The organism is Kribbella sp. NPDC051936 (assembly GCF_040680955.1).
Classification (GTDB): domain Bacteria; phylum Actinomycetota; class Actinomycetes; order Propionibacteriales; family Kribbellaceae; genus Kribbella.
Genome location: NZ_JBFAXS010000005.1, coordinates 29,013 through 45,048, shown reverse-complemented (window position 1 = coordinate 45,048; position 16,036 = coordinate 29,013). Strand labels below are relative to the sequence as shown.

The window sequence follows — 16,036 nt, the reverse complement described above, 5'->3', positions numbered from 1 at the left end:
TGCCCGGCGGCCGGGGCCCCGGCCCGGCTGGCCCGCCCCGTCAGCCGGGCCGCACGCCGACGATCCGGCGGAGTTTGGTCTCGGTCTCGTCGTCGAGGGCGGTGTAGACGGTGGCCCGGAGAGGGCCGAGCTGGGACAGCCAGAGGTTGATCGGCTCGATGCGCAGGATGCCGTGGCCGTCGACCTCGAGCATCTTCGTGCGGGTGCTGGGCGCGGCCACGTCGTACCGCTCCCAGAGCTCCGCGAAGTACGGCGAGCTGTTCAGCAGGCCGTGGATCAGCTCCTGCCAGAGCGCGTCGCCGAGGTGGTCGGCGGACGCGGCGCGGAAGGCCGCGACCATGTGGTGCTTGGTCGTTGCCCCGTCGACGAAACTGCACTTCCACTCGTCGGACACGAAGTTCAGCCAGAGCATGTTCCGCTCGTCGACCGGCACCTGGTCGAGGTCGAGGACCACCCGGCAGTACGCCGTGTTGAAGGCGAGGATGTCGTACCGCTCGTTCAGCACGACCGCCGGGTACGGCGACACCGCGTCGAGGGTCTTCTGCACCGACGGAGGCAGTGCCGAGCACACGCCCTGCGTCGGCCCGAACCGCAACCCGGCCAGCCGGAACAGGTGACTGCGCTCCTGCCGGTCGAACCGCAGAGCCGTCGCGATCGCGTCCAGGACCTGCGCGGACACGTTGATGTCCCGGCCCTGCTCGAGCCACGTGTACCAGGTGACGCCGACCCCGGCGAGCAGCGCGACCTCCTCGCGCCGCAGCCCCGGCGTCCGGCGCCGGCCGCCGGGTGCGAACCCGACCTCGTCCGGCCGGATCCGTTCCCGCCGGCTGCGCAGGAACACGCCGAGTTCGCGGCGCTGGGCCGTTGCCGTTGTGTCGGAGGCGACTGTCATGCTTCCATCATGGACACCGGCCCAACCGGGTGCCAGGTGCTGTGAGTAATAGGATAAGCAGACTCTCACTACCAGGCTCGGAGGTCCGTCAGGCTGGACGCATGACAGACCAGCTCCAAGCCACCACTGTCCCGGTCGCCGCCCGATCACGGGCCGCGACAGGGCTCGGACCGGTGGCCCTCACCAGCCTGCTCTTCGGCTCGCTCCTGCCGATGCTCTCGTTCTTCATGGTCAACGTCTCGCTGCCGGCGATCGCGACGGACCTGCACGCGAACGCCGGCCAGCTCCAGCTCGTGGTCGGCTGCTACGGCATCGCGGTGGCCACGCTGCTCGTCGTCGGCGGGCGGCTCGGCGACAGCTTCGGGCGCCGGCGGCTGTTCCTGATCGGTCTCACCGGCTTCACCGTGTCCGCGCTGATCTGTGCGGTCGCGCCGACCATCGGCGTACTGCTGGCGGCTCGCATCGTGCAGGGCGTGTCCGGAGCCGCGATCACGCCGCAGGTGCTCGCGTCGATCACCAGCCTGCTCACCGGCGAGCGCCGGTCCCGCGGAATGGCCATGTTCGGGGTGGCCAACGGGATCGGTGCGGCGCTCGGCCAGATCCTGGGCGGCGTCCTGATCGAGGCCGACCTGTTCGGCCTCGGTTGGCGCGCGGTGTTCCTCGTCTTCGTCCCGGTGGGCGTCGTTGCGATCGCCACCGCGCTCCGCGTGCTCCCGGAAAGCAAGGCGGAGCAGGCGCATCGCGTCGATCTCGTCGGTGCCGCACTGCTCGCGCTCACCCTGGTACTGCTGCTCCTGCCGCTCACCGAAGGCAGGCCGCTCGGCTGGCCGCTGTGGACCTGGCTGAGCCTGGCTGCGGTGATTCCGGCGACCGCGCTCCTCGGCGTACACCAGCACCGCGCCGAGCGGTCCGGTCACGCCCCGCTGATCCCGCCGACGGTACTGCGCCTGCGCGCGATGCGGATCGGCCTGCTGCTGGCCGTCGGCTTCTTCAGCACGTTCGGCGGTTTCATGTTCTGTTTCGCGCTCGCGACGCAGGGCGAAGCACACATGACTCCGCTGGAGGGCGGGCTCAGTCTGCTGCCGCTGGCGATCGGCTTCCTGATCACCTCGATCTACGCACCACGCCTGCAGCAGCGGTACGGCGCTGGGCTCATCCTGCGCGGCTGGATCATTCAGGCGGTCGGGTATGCCCTGCTCGGCGTCGTTGCGCTGACGCTGTGGCCGCACGTCACCCCGATCACCATCGGCGCTCCGCTGCTGGTCGGCGGCATCGGCGCAGGACTCGTCATGGTGCCCCTGATCGGCGTCGTCGTCGGGCAGGTTCCTCCGGCCCAAGCAGGCCTCGGCTCCGGCATCCTCCTGACCAGCCAGCAGACCTGCCTCGCACTAGGCGCAGCCACCGTCGGCACGGCGTACTTGTCCCTTGCCGGCACCTCCTGGGGCCAGGGCGGCGCACTGGCGGCGGTAGCCATCGGAATCGCAGCAATCTCCCTGCTGATGACCCCGATCACGCACCAGCTGCGGACCAGTGGGAAGGGCGCGTAAGAGCTCCCGGGAGCTTCGTGAACTGGTCGCCGCGGGCGGCGTTGACCTGGGACTGGGTGAGAAAGAGGGCACCTGTCAGGTCGGCGCCGCTCAGGTCGGTGTCCCGGAGGTCGGCGCCTATCAGGTCAGCCTGGCGTAAGTCGGCATCGCGGAGGTCGGCGCCGATCAAGTAGGCGCCGCGCAGGTTGGCCTTCGCAAGGTCGGCGCGACGAAGGCGGGCTCCGATCAGGTCCGCGCCGCGGCGGTCCTTCCGCTTCGGTTGCTTGCCGCGGACGTGCTGACTTGTCGTCAGGAGCAGCTCGTTGACCACGGCTCGCTCGGCCGCCACGTCGACGGCCGTGAGGTCCGCCGTACGGCACACGGCCTCGACCCTGTCGATCGCCGGCTGGGCGTCCGCGGTGTATTCGAGCGCTTCGGTGAGATACCAGAGCAGCTCGTGCAGCTGGCGAAGGATCGGGAGCGCGGCGAACATCTCCGGCCCCGGCTTCCCCATCCGCCGCGAGATCACCTGCCCCGCACCGAAGCAGTCGTAGACCGTGCAGCCCGCGAATCCCTCGGCCCGCAACCTGCTGTGGATCGTGCAGCGGTGGTCGTCGCTCAGGTTCGGGCAGGCCTCACCGGCGGACTTGTCGATCGCGAAGTCCGCCGACTTGGTGAAGGTCAGCGCGATGCAGCACAGGCCGAAGCAGCTACCGCAGTCCGCCTGGAGCTCAGTTCTGCTCAGCAACCGTCTGGCCGGTGCGGCGCCAGCGGATGCCGGCCTCGATGAACTCGTCGATCTCACCGTCGAACACCCCGGAGGTGTTGCCCGACTCGTACTGCGTCCGCAGGTCCTTCACCATCTGGTACGGGTGCAGGACGTACGAGCGCATCTGGTCGCCCCACGAGCCGGCCACGTCGCCGCGCAGCGCGTCCAGCTGAGCCCGCTCCTCGGCCTTCTTCAGCGCGAGCAGCTTGGCCTTCAGGATGACCATCGCGCTGGCCTTGTTCTGCAGCTGGGACTTCTCGTTCTGGCAGGAGACCACGGTGCCGGTCGGGATGTGCGTGATCCGGACCGCGGAGTCGGTGGTGTTGACGCTCTGACCACCCGGACCGGACGACCGGTACACGTCGATCCGCAGCTCTTCTTCCGGTACGTCGATCTCGTCGGTCTGCTCCAGCACCGGGACCACCTCGACGGCCGCGAACGACGTCTGCCGGCGGCCCTGGTTGTCGAACGGCGAGATCCGCACCAGGCGGTGCGTCCCGGACTCGACACTCAGCGTGCCGTACGCGTACGGCGCCTTGACCGCGAACGTGGTCGACTTGATACCGGCCTCTTCGGCGTACGACGTGTCGTAGACGTCGGTCGGGTAGCCGTGCCGCTCCGCCCAGCGCAGGTACATCCGCTGCAGCATCTCGGCGAAGTCCGCCGCGTCGACACCGCCCGCGCCGGAACGGATCGTGACGAGGGCCTCGCGCTCGTCGTACTCACCGGACAGCAGGGTGCGGACCTCGAGGGACTGGATCGACTTGGCGACCGACCCCAGCTCCTTCTCGGCCTCGGCCAGGCTGTCCGCGTCGTTCTCCTCGCGGCCCAGCTCGATCAGCACACCGAGGTCGTCGAGCCGGCCGCGCAGGGCGGTCACCCGCTCGACGTCGGCCTGCAGGCTGGACAGTCGCGACGTCACCTTCTGCGCGTTCGCCTGGTCGTCCCAGAGGTCGGGCGCAGCGACCTGCTCGCCGAGCTCGTCGATCTCCTTGCGCAGCGCAGGGAGATCCATCACTTTCTCGATCGAGGTCATCGTCGCGTCGAGCTGCTTCAGCTCCGCGTCAAAATCCAGTCCAGCCACAACTAAGCAGCTTAGCTTAGAGGGTGGCTGGGGGTCCTGCGCCGTCGCGAGCAGGTGCTCGGCGGAGTGCCTCGGCGAGCGGGAGCGGAGGGGTCGATGTGGTTTCATCGTTCCCTTCGCTCCCGCTCGGCGAGGTGCCCGCCGAGTGCCGCGCAGTAGGCGCAGGACCCCCAGCCGCCCTCCTAGGCGAGCCCACGACGAAGAACGGCGAAGACTTGGGCGATCGCCTGCTCCAGCGCGGCCTGGGCCTGGTCGAGCTCCACCGAGGACGCGTCGTCGGGCAGCACCGCCATCAATCGCTCCTCGAGAACCTTCTGCGCGGCGGCGTACAGGGCCGCGACCAGACGGTTGCGCAGGTGGTCCGGCGACCGCTCGTCCAGCGCCTCGGTCAGGGTCACTTCCAGCTGGTCGGCGTTGAGTCTGCGCCGGGCCTTCAGCGCCGCACTGTCGTCGATCGTGCGCACGAACTGCTTCCAGGTGGCCAGGTGCCCGACCGCGAGCCGGTCCCGCGTCTCCTTCAAGTACTGCGCCTCGAGCACGTCGACCGGATCCGCTGCCGGCGGCGCCTCGCGGATCGCGCGCGCCGGCCCCGCCCACCAACCCGGCTCGTCGAAGAACAGGTCCTCCTTCGCCGGGAAGTGGTTGAACACCGTCTGTACGGCGACATCCGCGGCCCGCGCCACCTCGACCACCGTGACCGCGTCGAAGCCGCGCTCAAGGAACAGCGTGGTGGCCACATCCGAGATGGCCTGCCGCGTCTGCTGCTTCTTGCGTTCCCGCCGCCCGAGCTCCATTGCCGGAACTGTAGCCGGTCTGCTTTACTGATTCCATTGTTGTAGTCACTACATTTTTGGAGCACATCCAATGACTGTTCTCGTCACCGGCGGCCGCGGCGCGATCGCCCGTGCCGTCACCGCCGGCCTGATCGCGGCCGGGCAGGACGTCCGCGTCGCCAGCCGCGAGCCCTCCGCCCTCCCGTCCGCCGTCGCGTACGACCCTTCGGACCCCGCCCCGGCGCTGCGCGACATCAGCCAGGTCTTCCTGTACTCCGACCCGTCGACGGCGCCCGCCTTCGTGGCCGCAGCCGAGGCCGCCGGCGTGAAGCAGGTCGTCCTGCTGTCGTCGTTGTCGTCTCTGGGTGGACCCGACGACCCGCACGCGAAGACCGAGCAGGTCGTGGCGAACGCGTCGTACGCGACCACCCGGCTGCAGCCCGGCGCTTTCATGAGCAACGCGAAGTACTGGGCGTACCAGGTGCGGGCGACCGGTCAGATCCGGCTGCCCTACCTGGACGCCGAGGAGGCGCCGATCCACGAGCAGGACATCGCCGACGCCGCGCTCCGCGTGCTGCTCGACGGCCCGGGCAACGGCCACGACGGCCACGGGTATCCGATGACCGGACCGGAGTCGATGACGCGCCGGCACCAGATCGGGCTCGTCTCCGAGGTCACCGGCGTCCCGATCGAGGCAGTCGATCTGACTCCCGACGAGGCCCGCGCCGAGATGCAGATGCGGGACGAAGGACAGCGCGAAACCCTGCTGGCCTACTGGGCCTCCCGCGTCGGCTCGCCCGCCACGATCGAGCCCGGCGTCGAACTCCTCACCGGCCACACTGCAAGGACCTTCACCACCTGGCTCAACGACAACCCAGGCCTCTTCACCTGACCCGCGGCCGGGTGGGGCTCAGCGGATCGGGACGATGGCGGCGGCTTCGGAGGCGACATCCGCCGAGCCCGGGAAGCCGGGCGGGCGGAACGGGAGTTCGGCGGTGGAGGTGAGCCGCACCGTCACCGTCGTCCCCTCGACGTCCACGGACCAGTCGAGATCGTCGAACCTGTTGCTCGCAGCAACATCATCGAGGTAGTCCGCGGTCAGCTGTCGTGCCTGGTCCGGATCGATCGCGGCATTGCCGCCCGCGCCCGGCTGGGCGTACACCGCGGCGAGACCGTTCGCGGCCGCGAGCACCGCACCGTCGGCCGTGGCGTCGAGGTCGCGACGGACCAGGAACGCCTTCGAGATGTCCGTCACCACGACGATCATCATCAGCACGACCACGGTGAACCCGACGATCAGGACGGTCATCTGCCCGTCCTCGCCCCGCCGGCCGCGCCTCATCCGTCCCCCTTGGCCTGGCGGTAGTTTCCGAACGACTCGGTGTGCGAGGCGCTGATCCGGATCGCCGGCGGTTCGCCGCCGAGCGCGTCCGGGATCAGCGGCAGCCGAACCTTGGTCTCCAGAGTCACCGTCACGGTCGACCCCGGCTGCAGGCAGACCGGGTCGCAGGAGATCGTGAGCTCGTCCGAGCCGAGCTCCATACCCTGGTCCTTCATCGCCAGCTGCGCGGCGTCGAACGCGCGAGCCCGGGCCTCCTCCTCGGACACACCGTCCGGCACGATCACGAAGGCCCGCCCGGCGGCGCGGGTCGCCGCGGTCGCGCCGTACGACGCCCGCTGGACGTCGAACACGCCGAGCATCATGTACACCAGCGGAACCATCAGCAGGATCGCCAGCCAGGAGAACTCCACGACGGCGCTCCCGCGCTCGTCCCGGCGGCGGCTCACTCGCCCGTCTCCTTCACGGCATGTCCCTCGACGGTGAACGAGATCCCCGGTCCCCACAGCCCGAGCGGCGGCATGTGCGCGTGGACGGTCACCTCGACCCCGGGCTGTCCGTCGATCTCGGTCTCCTCCGCGGACACCGAGTCGACGAGTCCGTCGGTCACCACGCCGTCGATCAGTTCCCGGGTGCGTGCCTCTCCGTCCGCGGGCGCCCGGTTGAGTACGGCCGCATAGTGCGCACCTTCGGACGCGGCGGCGGTCACGGTGTTGCGCACATACAGGAACAGGCCGACCTGCAGGATGCCGAGGAACAGCGGGACCAGGATCGTCGAGACCAGAACGAAGTCGACGACCGCCGATCCCCGCTCACCACGAGCCCTCGGCATCTACTTGTTGGAGACCGACGACAACGCATCCTTGAGCATCGCGACGAGCTGGTCCTTGGCGAGCGTCCAGATCGCGACGACCAGGCCGGCCGTCATCACGGTGATCAGCACCCAGCCAGGCACATCGCCGCGCTCCTTGTCGGCCGGACGCGGCTTCAGCAGCAACGTCAGGTACAGCCTCGTCAGGTACAGGGACATGACCTCTCCTCAGTTCATCCGGCGATCAGCCGGATTCCGACAGCGCCCGGGTAGAAGGCGAAAGCGATGGTCACCGGCAGGACCAGGAAGATCACCGGGATCATCATGGCGACCTCACGGCGGGCGCCGGACTCGATCAGTTCGCGGCGCCCGGCCTCCCGGATGTCACCGGCCTGCGCGCGCAGGACGTCGGCCAGCGGGGTGCCGCGCTCGAGCGCCACCGCCAGCCCGTCCGCGAAGCGCGAGAGCGCCAGCAACCCCGTCCGGTCCGCGAGCGCGTCGAGCGCGCGGACCAGTGTCTCTCCGGCCCTGGTCTCCGCCAGGACGCGTTTCAGCTCCTCGGCCAGCTCGCCACGGCATGCCCGGGACACCCGGTCGAGCGCGGCCGCGGGGCCTTCGCCGGCAGCAACCGACAACGCCAGCAGCTCGGCCACGGTCGGCAGCTCGGCGAGCAGCCGGCGCTCGCGACGGCGGACCTGCGAGGTCAGATAGGTGTCGCGGGCAAGCACTCCGACCACCCCGAGGATCAGGCACATCACCAGCAGACCGACCGGATTGCCGAGGCCGAACGCGACCGAGACGATCGAGATCACCAGACCGCCGCCGAAGGCCAGCGTCCCCCAGAGCAGCTGCTCGATCCGGAACTCCTCGACCGTCCGCTCCAGCCCGGCCCGCTGCAGCCGCCGGCGGATCGTGCCCGCACCGCCGAGGATCCGCTCGAGCCGTTGCGCGGCCGACCGCAGCGACGGCCCGAACAGCCGCAGGATCGCGTAGAACGGCGACCGTGAGTCCACCACGCCGACGAACACGTCCGGCGCGCCGAGATCCCGCAGGTACGGCGAGATCCGCTCGTCCACCGACGGCTTGCGCAGGAACGGCAACCGCAGCACGACGACCAGCAGGCCGACGCCGAGCAGCGCGCCGAGGAAACCACCGACCAGCACCGGGTTCATCGCAGCACCCGCTCCGGCTCGGGCAGCCGGCCGATCCGCAGCATCAACCGGTACGCGATCACGCAGACGATCGCACCGGCGCCGATGACCACCGCACCCAAGGGCGTGTTGTACCGCTGGATCACGTCGCCCTGGAACGACAGCAACGCCAGCACCAGCCAGGGCGCCGCGACCGCGACCCGCGCGCCGTTGACGGACCACGACTGCCGGGACTCCAGCTCGGACCGGGTCCGCGCGTCGTCGCGCAGGAACGTCGACAACGACCGCAGCAGCCGGCCGAGGTCGCCGCCACCGACCTCGCGCGCGATCCGCAGCGCCTCGACGACACGGTCACCGACCGGATCGGCCAGCCGCGCCTTCAACCGGTCCAGCGATTCCGCGAACCGCCCGGTCGACGCGTAGTCCGCCCCGAACCGGCGGAACGGCTCCCGCAGCGGCAGCGGTCCCCGCTCGCCGACCTGAGCCAAGGCCTCGGACAACGACAGGCCCGCGCGGACCGCGGAGGCGATGTTGTCCACCACGTCCGGCCACAGCTCGCGGAACTCGGCGATCCGCCGCCGGGCACGAGAACGCACCAGCGCGATCGGCAACCAGCCCGCCATCACCCCGAACACCACCCCGACGGGCAGTGCCTTGGACACCAGGAACATCAGCAGGAAGGCCGCCAGTCCGGTGATCGCACACGCGCCGATGAACGCGCCCGGCGTCAGGCCCTCGATCCCGGCACTCGCGAGCAGCTCCCGGCTCCTGCCGCGCAGCCGGCCGTCCGCGCCGGGCACCGCCTCGGCCGGCGCCACGAACGCCGCGATGATCAGCAGCAGACCGACGCCGAAGAACATCCCGATCAGCAGCCCCATCAGCCGGCCGCCCCGCGTGGCAGCTCGGTGAGCAGCCCGGCCACGTTGTACCCCGCCTGCTGGAAACGCTCCGGATGCGGCAGATGCCCCTCGGCGCGGCGCAGGTAACCGTCGTACATGCCGAAGAGGGTCTCGGTCTCGATCGCCTGCTCCTCGACCCGTCCGGTGACGGCCACGATCTCCCGCACCCGCCGGTGTCCGTCGGCCGCGATGCCGAGGTGCACGACCAGATCGACGCAGCCGGCCACTGTCGGCAGCACGAACCGGGAGCCGATGTTCTCACCGGCCAGCAGCGGCAGCGTGCACATCTTGGTCAGCGCCTCGCGCGCCGAGTTCGCATGGATGGTGCACATGCCGGGGAGGCCGCTGTTCAGCGCGAGCAGCAGGTCGAGGCACTCCTCGCCGCGCACCTCGCCGACGATCACCCGGGACGGCCGCATCCGCAGCGACTCCTTCACCAGGTCACGCAGCCGCACCTCGCCGGTGCCTTCCAGACCGGCCTGCCGGGTCTGCATCGACACCCAGTCGGGGATCGGCAGCTTGATCTCGAAGACCTCCTCGCAGCTGATCACCCGCTCGCTGCCGGGGATCGAACCGGCCAGGGCGTTCAGCATCGTGGTCTTGCCGGCCTGCGTGCCGCCGGAGACCAGCACATTGAGGCCGACGGCAACGGATGCCTCGAGCACCGCGGCAGCGTGCGGCGTCAGCGAGCCGAGCTGGACCAGGTCGCTGATCCGGGTCGCGCGGACGGTGAACTTGCGGATGTTGATCGCCGCATACCGCTGGGTGATGCCGCCGAGGACGATGTGGACGCGGCTTCCGTCCGGCAGCCGGGCGTCGGTGAACGGCTGCGAGACGTCGATCCGGCGGCCGGTGGTCTTCAGCATCCGCTCGACCAGGTCGCCGACCTCCTCCTCGGTCAGCACGGTCGTGGTCAGCTCGTGCCGGCCCTCGCGGGCGATGAAGACCCGGCTGGGCTCGTTGATCCAGATCTCCTCGACCGACGGGTCGTCCAGATAACGCTGCAGCGGCCCGAAACCGGCGACGCGGTCGTGCACCTCTCGGCTGACCGCCTCCACGTCGCCGATCGGCGGCACCACGCCGGTCAGGCTGCGCTCGTCGTACTCCCGGACGACGGTGGCGACGATCGCGTTCACCGCGGCCGGGTCGCGGAGCGGGTCGATGCCTTCGCGGCGCACCACGTCGCGCACCTGGGCGTCGATCAGCTCGACGGCACCGCTCCAGCTCGCGCGATGCGTGTCGAGCCTGTCCGCTGTCATCGATCTCCCCGTGTGTGTCCCGTCTGGCGACCATGCTCGGTCACCCTGCGCGACCATCCTTGCAACGGTGGGGCACCGGGCGCCACTCGCGCCCGGCTGTCCTGTGGATAACCGTGACACGCCGATGGCTCACCGACCGTATCGATCGGGTCACGGGCAGGTCCAGGAAATTGCACCTTGTTGCAGTTCCGCCGGTAACAGAACCGCGACTCACGGCGTCGAACCGGGTGAGAGGACCTCGGGAGGGTGGGCTCTGACACGGTCGACGGAGGATTTCGAGGAGTTCGCCAGAAGTTCCCCGGGACTCAGCGGTGAACCAGCGTGTGCTCGAACGAGTAGCGGCTCGCCCGGTACAGATGCGAGCCGTACTCGACCGGCTGGCCGTGGTCGTCATACGTGATCCGCGTCGTCGCCAGCAGCGGTGAGCCGGGCTCCTCGGACAGCAGCCGCGCCTGCTCGGACGTTGCCGGTATCGCGGAGATGGTCTGGTGCGCCACCTTGAGCCGGACGCCCTCGGCACGCAGCAACTGGTAGAGCCCGCGCTCGGCGAGCGTGGCCGGATCGGTGTCCAGCATGTCCGGCGGCAGCCAGTTGCGCATCAGTGCGAGCGGTTCGCCATCCGCGCGCCGCAGTCGCTCCAGCCGCAGTACCCGGTCGCCCTGCTCGCACTGGAGCGCGGTGGCGACCTCTGCGGTCGCGGGCGAGATACCGAAGCGCAGGACCTCCGTTTCAGGCTTGCGGTGCGCTGCGGTGAGGTCGTCGTACAGGCTGGTCAGTTCGAGCGAACGACGGACCTGCCCGGAGTTGCCGACCACCTGGGTGCCGACGCCGCGCTTACGGACCAGGAGGCCCTGGTCGACCAGACGGGCGATCGCCTGGCGGACGGTGGGCCGGCTCAGCCCGTACGCCTCGGCCAGGTCCACCTCGTTGCTCAGCCGGGACCCGACGGGCAGGTCACCACCCTGGATGGCCGCCTCCAGCTGCTGCGCCAGCTGCACGTGCAACGGCGTACGGCTGTTCCGATCGACCTGGACCTGGACGGTGCTCATGGGGTCATCCTGAAGGCTGGACCGGAATCCGTCGACCCACCACCGGGATTTGATCAGACCTGCCGGATCGATGAACGTTGGGTGAACCGAGTCCGGATCACGGGCACGCGGTGTCCGGCGGCTGCGATCGTCAGGCAATATGGCACGTTCGCCGTCGGGACCTGGGACTACCCTTACCGGCGGAACACGCCCCTCGGACGCTCCCGCCGTACCGGATCCGGAACGGCTGATCATCGAAGGAGAAGGCATGGAACCGCTGCGGATCGGCATCCTCGGTGCCGCCCGGATCTCGGGCCGGGCCATCGTCGAGCCGGCCAAGCTGACCGGCGCCCGGCTGGTCGCGGTCGCCGCTCGCGACGCCGGCCGGGCCGAGGCCTTTGCCGCCGAGCACGGCGTCGAACGGGTCCATGCGTCGTACCAGCAACTGCTGGACGATCCGGAGATCGAAGCGATCTACAACCCGCTGGCCAATGGACTGCATGGCCCGTGGAACCTGCGGGCCCTTGCTGCAGGCAAGCATGTGCTGACCGAGAAGCCCTCGGCCGCCAACGCCACCGAAGCCCTGCAGGTCCGCGACGCGGTGCACTCGTCCGGGCTGGTGTTCATGGAGGCGTTCCACTACGCGTACCACCCGGTGATGCGGCGGCTGCAGGAGCTGATCGCCAAGGGCGAGCTGGGCGACCTGCAGCACGTCGAGGCGACGATGGTGATGCCTCCGCCGCCGGAGAACGACCCGCGCTGGTCGCTGCCGCTGGCCGGCGGCGCCGTGATGGACGTCGGCTGCTACGCGCTGCACGCGCAGCGGATGTTCGCGCAGTACGCCGGGGGCGCGCCGCGGCTGATCGGCGCCCGGGCCGGCGAGCGCAAGCGGATGCCCGGTGTCGACGAATGGCTGAACGCCGACCTGGAGTTCCCGAGCGGCGCGACCGGCGCGGTGCGGACCAGCATGGCGGCCGAGGACGTCGAGTTCAGCCTCAAGGTCGTCGGCAGCCGGGGCGAGGCGTTCGCCCCGTTCTTCGTGCTCCCGCAGAACGACGACCGCGTGATCGTGACGACCAAGGAGGACACCTGGGTCGAGCACCTCGGCACGCGGACGTCGTACACGTATCAGCTGGAGGCGTTCGCGAGCGCCGTCCGCAACGGCGCTCCGCTGCTCACCGACGCCGACGACGCGCTGGCCACGATGGAGCTCATCGACGCCTGTTATGTCGCAGCCGGCATGGAGCCGCGACCGGTCTCCACGATCTGATCGCCGCGGCCGGCGACCGCATGCGCGAACGCCTGGATGAACGGGTGCGGACGCCTGCCGTCGCCGGCCAGCTCCGGCTGGAACAGCGTCGCCAGGTAGAACGGGTGGCCGGGCAGCTCGGCGATGCGCGGTGCGCCCTCGTCGTCGTACCCGCTGAAGACCATGCCGTGCTCACGGAGCAGGTCGAGCTTGCTGCTGTCCAGGCCGTAGGAGCAGTGGTACCGCTCCATCGAGCGCTCCACCCCCAGTAGCCCGGCCGCACGGGTTTCTGCCTGTACCCGGACCGCGCCCTCGTGCCCGTCGAGTGAGCACTGCAGCGGCACGATGAGGAGGTCGTCGGCATCCGGCGTGCTCTCCCCGTGCTGTACGCCGGTGGCGCCGCAGACGTCGCGCGCGAACTCGAGCATCGCGTGCTGGAACCCGCCACAGGTGCCGAGGAACGGGATGCCGCGCTCGCGGGCGATCCGGACCGCGGTGAGCGCGCCGGCTTCGCTCCGGTACGGGCTGCCGGGCAGCAGCCACACGCCGTCGAAGCCTTCCAGCGCGTCGTCCACCTCGTCGGTCGGGACCCAATACACGTCGAGGTCCAAGTGGTCGCGCTGCTCGAGCGCTGCGAGCAGACCGGGAATGCGGGCGTGCGAGCGGACGTGCGGCGAGCGGTCACCGACCAGGGCGAGACGACCGGAGTATGCGTTCATGCCTCCATCCTCAGGTCGGCGCGTGCATCAGCGCCAACGATGATCTCTGCATGCTCGATCAGCGATACTGATGGGCGTGGATCCTCATCTGCTGCGGACGTTCGTCACCGTCGCCGAGTGCGGATCGTTCTCGGCTGCCGCCACGCGACTCGGCTACACGCAGAGCGCTGTATCGCAGCACATCGCCGCGCTGGAAAGCGATCTCGGTACGCCGCTGCTCCGCCGGCGGCCCGTGGAGCCGACACCGGCGGGTGAGCGCCTGCTCGAACACACCGGCCCGATCCTGCTCCGGCTCGACGCCGCCCGCGTGGACGTCCGCCGTACGGTCGCGGATCCACCCAGCACCCTCACACTCGCCGCCTCACCCCTGGCTGCTGGGTCCCTCGGAGCCGTGTTGGCCGAGGTACGACGCGCATACCCCGGCACCGAGACCTCGCTGACCGTCTGCGGCCGCGAGGAAGTCGCCACCGGCGTCGCTGCCGGCACCTTCACCCTCGGCCTGACCGACGGCATAGCCACCCCCACCGACCCCCTCCACCTGACCAACGCGATCCAACTCCGCACCACCCCCATAGCCCACGAGCCCTTGGCGGTAGCCCTCCCTCACAACCACCCCCTAGCCACCCGCACCACACAACCTGCCCCGCACCCCAACCGGGCCTCAGCCAGCCGGCCCGACGTCGTCTCGTCCCGAGTGCGGCGCGGAGTGTCGCTTGGGGATTTGGCGGATGCCCGGTGGATCGACGCGCCTGACCTGGCCGCGCCGCTTCCGGCCTTGCGCGCCGCCGCCGGGTCCGACGCGCTCCACCCGGCCTTCACCTACAACGGCACCGACCTCCACACACTGCTGAAGCTCATCGCCGCCGGGCACGGCCTCGCGGTCCTCCCCCAGTCAGCGGTGACACCAGACCTCGCAGCCGTCCCACTCACGACTCCGCGCCTGGTCCACCGCATCGAACTCCTCCACGGCCACCTCACCGAACCAGCAGGCGAAGCCCTGGCCCGCGCTCTCTCAGCGTCCGACCAGCTCAGTCGTGGGTCGGGAAGCCGAGGTTGATGCCGCCATGGGACGGGTCCAGCCAGCGTGACGTGACGACCTTGCCGCGGGTGAAGAAGTGCACGCCCTCGATGCCATGCGCGTGCGTGTCACCGAACAGCGAGTTCTTCCAGCCGCCGAACGAGTAATACGCCATCGGCACCGGGATCGGGACGTTGATCCCGACCATCCCGACCTCGACCTCGTTCTGGAACCGTCGCGCCGCGCCACCGTCGTTGGTGAAGATCGCGGTCCCGTTCCCGTACGGGTTCGAGTTCACCAGGTCGAGCGCATCGTCGTACGACGACGTCCGCAGCACCGACAGCACCGGCCCGAAGATCTCGTCGGTATAGATCGGCATGTCCGGCGTGACCTTGTCGAACAGCGTCGGCCCCAGCCAGAACCCATCGGCCGCACCGTCGAAGTCGCCCGCGCGTCCGTCGACGACCAGCTCCGCACCGGCCTCGACCCCGGCCGCGACGTACCCCGCGACCTTGTCGCGGTGCTCGCCCGTCACCAGCGGACCCATGTCGCAGCCGCGCGTCCCGTCGCCGGTCTTCAGCTTGCCCATCCGCTCCTTGATCTTGCCGATCAGCTCGTCCGCGATCGGCTCGACCGCGACCAGCGCGGAGATCGCCATGCAGCGCTCACCGGCCGACCCGAAGCCGGCGTTCACGGCGGCGTCCGCGGCGAGGTCGAGATCCGCGTCCGGCAGCACGATCATGTGGTTCTTCGCGCCGCCGAGCGCCTGCACCCGCTTGCCGTTGCGGGTGGCGTTCTCGTAGACGTACTTCGCGATCGGCGTCGACCCGACGAACGACACCGACTTGATGTCGGGGTGCTCGAGCAGCCGGTCGACCGCTTCCTTGTCGCCGTGCACGACGTTCACCACGCCGTCCGGCAGGCCGGCCTCCTTCCACAGCTCGGCCATCGCGTTCGCCGCCGACGGGTCCTTCTCGGACGGCTTGATCACCACGCTGTTGCCACAGGCGACCGCGATCGGGACGAACCACATCGGCACCATCGCCGGGAAGTTGAACGGGGAGATCACCGCGCAGACACCGAGCGGCTGCCGGATCGAGTACACGTCGACCTTCGTCGAGACGCCCTCGCTGTACCCGCCCTTGAGCAGATGCGGGATCCCGCAGGCGAACTCGATCACCTCGAGCCCGCGGGTCACCTCGCCGAGCGCGTCGGACAGCACCTTGCCGTGCTCGGCGGTGATCAGCTGCGCGATCCGGTCCTTGTCCCGGTTGACCAGCTCGCGGTATGCGAACAAGGTCTGTGCGCGCTTCGTCAACGACGTCTGGGCCCAGGCCCTCGACGCCTCGTGAGCGACCTTGACGACCTCGTCGACCGTGCCTGCCGAGGCCAGGTCCAGCTCGCCGGTGACCTGGCCGGTCGCCGGGTTGTAGACCTTGCTGGTCCGCTCGGCCACGCCGGTCCACGAGCTGCCGCCGACGAGGTGGGTGATGCGCTTGCTGTCAGTACTCACGATGTT

The 16,036-nt window shown here is 69.8% G+C and carries 18 protein-coding genes; 4 read left to right on the top strand and 14 right to left on the bottom strand.

The window, feature by feature from the left end:
• Positions 1 to 40 precede the first annotated feature (40 nt).
• Complete coding sequence (locus tag AB0L64_RS17785) at positions 41 to 892, bottom strand: helix-turn-helix transcriptional regulator (RefSeq protein ID WP_363711210.1); 852 nt, start codon at positions 890 to 892, stop codon at positions 41 to 43.
• A gap of 101 nt (positions 893 to 993) precedes the next feature.
• Between AB0L64_RS17785 and AB0L64_RS17780 the strand changes: the two genes are divergently transcribed.
• A complete protein-coding gene (locus AB0L64_RS17780) occupies positions 994 to 2,439 on the top strand; it encodes an MFS transporter (RefSeq protein WP_363711208.1) in 1,446 nt (481 codons plus the stop codon).
• On the opposite strand, the gene AB0L64_RS17775 is transcribed toward AB0L64_RS17780, so the two are convergent.
• The 3 genes from AB0L64_RS17775 to AB0L64_RS17765 all read right to left on the bottom strand — a co-directional run bounded on the left by AB0L64_RS17775 (position 2,402) and on the right by AB0L64_RS17765 (position 5,065).
• Positions 2,402 to 3,166: a pentapeptide repeat-containing protein gene (locus tag AB0L64_RS17775; RefSeq protein ID WP_363711206.1), complete on the bottom strand. Its 765-nt coding sequence runs from the start codon at positions 3,164 to 3,166 to the stop codon at positions 2,402 to 2,404. The two genes, AB0L64_RS17780 and AB0L64_RS17775, sit on opposite strands and share 38 nt — an antisense overlap.
• A complete protein-coding gene (prfB, locus tag AB0L64_RS17770; RefSeq protein WP_363711204.1) occupies positions 3,150 to 4,271 on the bottom strand; it encodes a peptide chain release factor 2 in 1,122 nt (373 codons plus the stop codon). The genes AB0L64_RS17775 and prfB overlap by 17 nt, the downstream gene beginning before the upstream one ends.
• A gap of 182 nt (positions 4,272 to 4,453) precedes the next feature.
• Complete coding sequence (locus tag AB0L64_RS17765; protein ID WP_363711202.1) at positions 4,454 to 5,065, bottom strand: helix-turn-helix domain-containing protein; 612 nt, start codon at positions 5,063 to 5,065, stop codon at positions 4,454 to 4,456.
• A gap of 70 nt (positions 5,066 to 5,135) precedes the next feature.
• Here AB0L64_RS17765 and AB0L64_RS17760 point away from each other — a divergent pair, with 70 nt between their 5' ends.
• The gene (locus AB0L64_RS17760; protein ID WP_363711200.1) at positions 5,136 to 5,936 is read left to right on the top strand and encodes a hypothetical protein; all 801 of its coding nucleotides are present in this window, start codon (positions 5,136 to 5,138) and stop codon (positions 5,934 to 5,936) included.
• An 18-nt stretch (positions 5,937 to 5,954) separates the two neighbouring features.
• Here the strand turns inward: AB0L64_RS17760 and AB0L64_RS17755 are convergent, their stop codons facing one another.
• From AB0L64_RS17755 to AB0L64_RS17720, 8 genes are all read right to left on the bottom strand, one after another.
• Positions 5,955 to 6,386 carry a pilus assembly protein TadG-related protein gene (locus AB0L64_RS17755; protein WP_363711198.1) on the bottom strand — a complete coding sequence of 144 codons (432 nt, stop codon included), beginning with the start codon at positions 6,384 to 6,386 and terminating at the stop codon, positions 5,955 to 5,957.
• Complete coding sequence (locus AB0L64_RS17750) at positions 6,383 to 6,832, bottom strand: hypothetical protein (protein ID WP_363711196.1); 450 nt, start codon at positions 6,830 to 6,832, stop codon at positions 6,383 to 6,385. Before AB0L64_RS17750 ends, AB0L64_RS17755 begins: the two co-directional genes overlap by 4 nt.
• On the bottom strand, positions 6,829 to 7,215 hold the full coding sequence (locus AB0L64_RS17745; protein ID WP_363711194.1) for a TadE/TadG family type IV pilus assembly protein: 387 nt from the start codon (positions 7,213 to 7,215) through the stop codon (positions 6,829 to 6,831). The genes AB0L64_RS17750 and AB0L64_RS17745 overlap by 4 nt, the downstream gene beginning before the upstream one ends.
• Positions 7,216 to 7,413 carry a hypothetical protein gene (locus AB0L64_RS17740; protein ID WP_355696944.1) on the bottom strand — a complete coding sequence of 66 codons (198 nt, stop codon included), beginning with the start codon at positions 7,411 to 7,413 and terminating at the stop codon, positions 7,216 to 7,218.
• 14 nt (positions 7,414 to 7,427) lie between these two features.
• Positions 7,428 to 8,366, bottom strand: coding sequence for a type II secretion system F family protein (locus tag AB0L64_RS17735; RefSeq protein WP_363711192.1), 939 nt, complete (start codon positions 8,364 to 8,366; stop codon positions 7,428 to 7,430).
• On the bottom strand, positions 8,363 to 9,223 hold the full coding sequence (locus AB0L64_RS17730) for a type II secretion system F family protein (protein ID WP_363711190.1): 861 nt from the start codon (positions 9,221 to 9,223) through the stop codon (positions 8,363 to 8,365). The genes AB0L64_RS17735 and AB0L64_RS17730 overlap by 4 nt, the downstream gene beginning before the upstream one ends.
• Positions 9,223 to 10,503, bottom strand: coding sequence for an ATPase, T2SS/T4P/T4SS family (locus AB0L64_RS17725; protein ID WP_363711188.1), 1,281 nt, complete (start codon positions 10,501 to 10,503; stop codon positions 9,223 to 9,225). The genes AB0L64_RS17730 and AB0L64_RS17725 overlap by 1 nt, the downstream gene beginning before the upstream one ends.
• 305 nt (positions 10,504 to 10,808) lie before the next feature.
• Positions 10,809 to 11,552: a GntR family transcriptional regulator gene (locus AB0L64_RS17720; RefSeq protein ID WP_363711186.1), complete on the bottom strand. Its 744-nt coding sequence runs from the start codon at positions 11,550 to 11,552 to the stop codon at positions 10,809 to 10,811.
• A 247-nt stretch (positions 11,553 to 11,799) separates the two neighbouring features.
• Here AB0L64_RS17720 and AB0L64_RS17715 point away from each other — a divergent pair, with 247 nt between their 5' ends.
• Positions 11,800 to 12,801, top strand: coding sequence for a Gfo/Idh/MocA family oxidoreductase (locus AB0L64_RS17715; protein WP_363711184.1), 1,002 nt, complete (start codon positions 11,800 to 11,802; stop codon positions 12,799 to 12,801).
• On the opposite strand, the gene AB0L64_RS17710 is transcribed toward AB0L64_RS17715, so the two are convergent.
• Entirely contained in the window at positions 12,756 to 13,499 is a 744-nt protein-coding gene (locus tag AB0L64_RS17710) for a hypothetical protein (protein ID WP_363711182.1), read from the bottom strand. The genes AB0L64_RS17715 and AB0L64_RS17710 overlap by 46 nt on opposite strands.
• 76 nt (positions 13,500 to 13,575) lie before the next feature.
• Here AB0L64_RS17710 and AB0L64_RS17705 point away from each other — a divergent pair, with 76 nt between their 5' ends.
• Positions 13,576 to 14,556 carry a LysR family transcriptional regulator gene (locus AB0L64_RS17705; RefSeq protein ID WP_363711180.1) on the top strand — a complete coding sequence of 327 codons (981 nt, stop codon included), beginning with the start codon at positions 13,576 to 13,578 and terminating at the stop codon, positions 14,554 to 14,556.
• On the opposite strand, the gene AB0L64_RS17700 is transcribed toward AB0L64_RS17705, so the two are convergent.
• Positions 14,528 to 16,030: a CoA-acylating methylmalonate-semialdehyde dehydrogenase gene (locus tag AB0L64_RS17700; RefSeq protein WP_363711178.1), complete on the bottom strand. Its 1,503-nt coding sequence runs from the start codon at positions 16,028 to 16,030 to the stop codon at positions 14,528 to 14,530. The two genes, AB0L64_RS17705 and AB0L64_RS17700, sit on opposite strands and share 29 nt — an antisense overlap.
• Positions 16,031 to 16,036: the final 6 nt, after the last annotated feature.